4 protein-coding genes are annotated in these 2,551 nt (G+C 53.0%); all 4 read right to left on the bottom strand.

The genetic code is table 11. The features are described 5' to 3' along the window. Nucleotides 1-426, bottom strand: a 426-nt coding sequence (locus tag ACUVJL_RS35750) for a KH domain-containing protein (RefSeq protein WP_445250157.1), incomplete at its 3' end; no start/stop codon positions are given. Continuing rightward, nucleotides 398-682: a 30S ribosomal protein S16 gene (gene rpsP / locus ACUVJL_RS35745; protein ID WP_333255498.1), complete on the bottom strand. Its 285-nt coding sequence runs from the start codon at nt 680-682 to the stop codon at nt 398-400. The genes ACUVJL_RS35750 and rpsP, both read right to left, overlap by 29 nt. An 81-nt stretch (nt 683-763) precedes the next feature. Continuing rightward, entirely contained in the window at nt 764-2,098 is a 1,335-nt protein-coding gene (locus ACUVJL_RS35740) for a D-alanyl-D-alanine carboxypeptidase (protein ID WP_445250156.1), read from the bottom strand. Between the two features lie 231 nt (nt 2,099-2,329). Further along, the coding region (locus ACUVJL_RS35735) for a hypothetical protein (protein ID WP_445250155.1) at nt 2,330-2,551 on the bottom strand (222 nt) is incomplete at its 5' end.

Here is a 2,551-nt window from a genome sequence, read left to right as displayed (position 1 = left end):
AGGGCGTTTTTGTTCTCTCGGTGTTCTGCTCGCTCCGGCCCGCGGCGTCGGGGGTGGCAGCGGGGGGCGGACGCCGCCTGGCGGCCCGCGCCCCCCGCGATCCGGGCGATCGCGATCGCCCCTGGGCGGCCCCGAGGCGCGATCGCCCGCTTCGCCATCGTATATATCTAAGTAGAGCGACTGACCCGCCGTCTGCGCCACCGCTTCGAGCGTAGTTCTAATTGCCTGAATATTGCGTCCGCCCCTACCGTAAACCCGGCCTTTGTCGGGATCTTCAAAAGCGAGCCTAACCCAGACCCGCGATTGGCGCGGGTGCAGTTCGCAATCAACCCGCAAAGAGCCTGGGGTCTCTAAAAAAGGCCCAATTAAAAACTTAACCAGTCCAGCGTAGTTGGGACTAGCTGACTGCTGTTGTGCTGGATTCAACGTTGGCTCCGGCTCCGACTTGTTCAAATACATGGGCTTTTCTGAGGATGTCACGCACGGTGTCAGTTGGCTGAGCGCCTTCTTGCAGGCGCTTGACAATCGCTGGAACATCCAGCCTGGTTTCGTTATTTCTGGGGTTGTAAAAGCCGAGCTCTTCTAGGGGACGGCCGTCGCGGCGGGTAGAACTGTTCATCGCTACAATCCGGTAGCTTGTCTCGCGTTTTTTCCCGTATCTCTTCAATCGCAGTTTGATCATCTTCTTGCAGAATAGTCGTGTTTCAATTCTAAGCCATTATGTCGGTCGTCTTTGTGCGAACCCCAACTCAACCCCTATTTCTTAACCTCCCAGCAAAATATCACTGCGATTTGCTGCCCCCAAGGCAGGTCTGGCGCCGTCAATGTGCGGTGTAATTGCTAGTGGCAAAATCGATGCAGTTCCCCACTGCTGCACCAATTTTTGCAAAAATTTATCTTGCTGTTCTCTCAAAGAGTCCCAATCAGTGCCGCGATTAATAATTGCAAACCACACTAAACCCCGATCGCGCGTGGGGATCGCTCCAGCCAAAGCAATTACGGTGTCCAAAGTACCAGTTTTCACCACAGCCGATCGCGGAATGTGTCGGTGTTGCAAAGTTCCTCGATCGCGCCCGGACACCGGAAACAAGTCAGCAACTGTCAGCCCAGTAGTCTGAAGGTTGCGGGCGATCGCCTGCATCATCCCACAAGCCGCCCTCGGAGACATTTGATTTTCCACTCCCAATCCCGAACCGTTAACCAATTGAAGTTCCGCCTCCGGCACCCCCGCAGCCCAAGTCGCTTGCTGCTGCACTATTTTTGCTCCGCCCAAATCGTCTGCCAGCATCTGAGCCATTTCATTATCGCTATGGACGTTCATCTGCTTAAGAATTTCGGCTAAAGGGAGCGATCGGCGCTTCAGCAGCAAATGCCCCGAACTCACAAATTTCTCAGCAATCACGCTGCCGGCCACCGTTACTTGCGGCTTTCTAGTTCCCGGAGCCATCTTAGAATACATTGCCACCACGTCAACAGGCCAACTGCTCCCATCGAGGGCTTGCCGCAGTATCTCCCCCGCAACCACAGGATCGGACTGGTAATTCATGCGGAAATTGCCTGTCACCACCAAATTTCCCGCCACACGATTTATACCCATTTGATTGAGAGCATTGCCCACGGCGATCGCCTCCTCCCACACAAACAGCGGATCGCCCCCGCCGCTGACCACCAAATCTCCCTGCAATACACCATTGCTAATCGGCCCGGTTCCTCGGAACCTCGTTTCAAACTGATAATCCGCGCCCCAAGTCGTAAGCGACGCCAGAGAAGTCGCAATCTTAGTCAGCGAAGCCCCAGGCATCAGCACTGTCCCCTGCTGACTTACCAGCGGCACCATTCCCGCCTGCACCCAAATTCCCTGATTCCCCTCAATTAGCTTCTTGTCTTTCAACTCTTTTAAATATTCCCGCACCGTCGCTTCTGCGGGCAAGTCTGGATTTGCCGCATCTATTCCCCCAAAAGCCAAATCTTCGGCCACCACTAGCCCGGGTATCCCTCCCCGCCAAGCCAGCACTGAGGCAGCATTAGGCGCGGCACTGCCTACCCCAGCCATGTCCAGCCACAGAGACACGATCCCTGAGCTAAATAAATCCAGCATTTTTTACTCCTAAAGTCAATCAATTTTAGATTTTAGATTTTAGATTTCAGATTGAAGAAAGCGCTCCCACTGATAAATCCGGGGGCTAGTGATGAGGATGGGGAGCTTTTTTCTCGCTCCACGGATGAATCCGGGGTTCCCGGACTAAAGTGCTTGCGGTCATGTAAAATATTTCATTGATTTTTTCAATTTGCAGTCAAAAATAGTAAAGTAGGGACAAAATAAGCTCTATCACAGTAGTCGTTCATGACAATTGTCCGATCGGGTGATCGCCAATTGTAATTCTTTATTCAGACTTCTGGATTTACGCTCCTGACCAAAGAACGAGACGCAAGCCCCTGGCTTTAGACACGGGGACAAGTCGGTAGCGGTTTCAACCGCCTTCAGTTTTTGATACAATTCAAGCAGCAAGTAAGAACAACCGTCTACGCGAGGAATCATTCTAGTACGGAG

Source organism: Microcoleus sp. OTE_8_concoct_300, assembly GCF_031383065.1.
In the GTDB taxonomy this organism is placed as follows: domain Bacteria; phylum Cyanobacteriota; class Cyanobacteriia; order Cyanobacteriales; family Microcoleaceae; genus Microcoleus.
The sequence above is the reverse complement of the archived record's forward strand: the minus strand, read 5'-3'. Positions and strand labels throughout refer to the sequence as shown.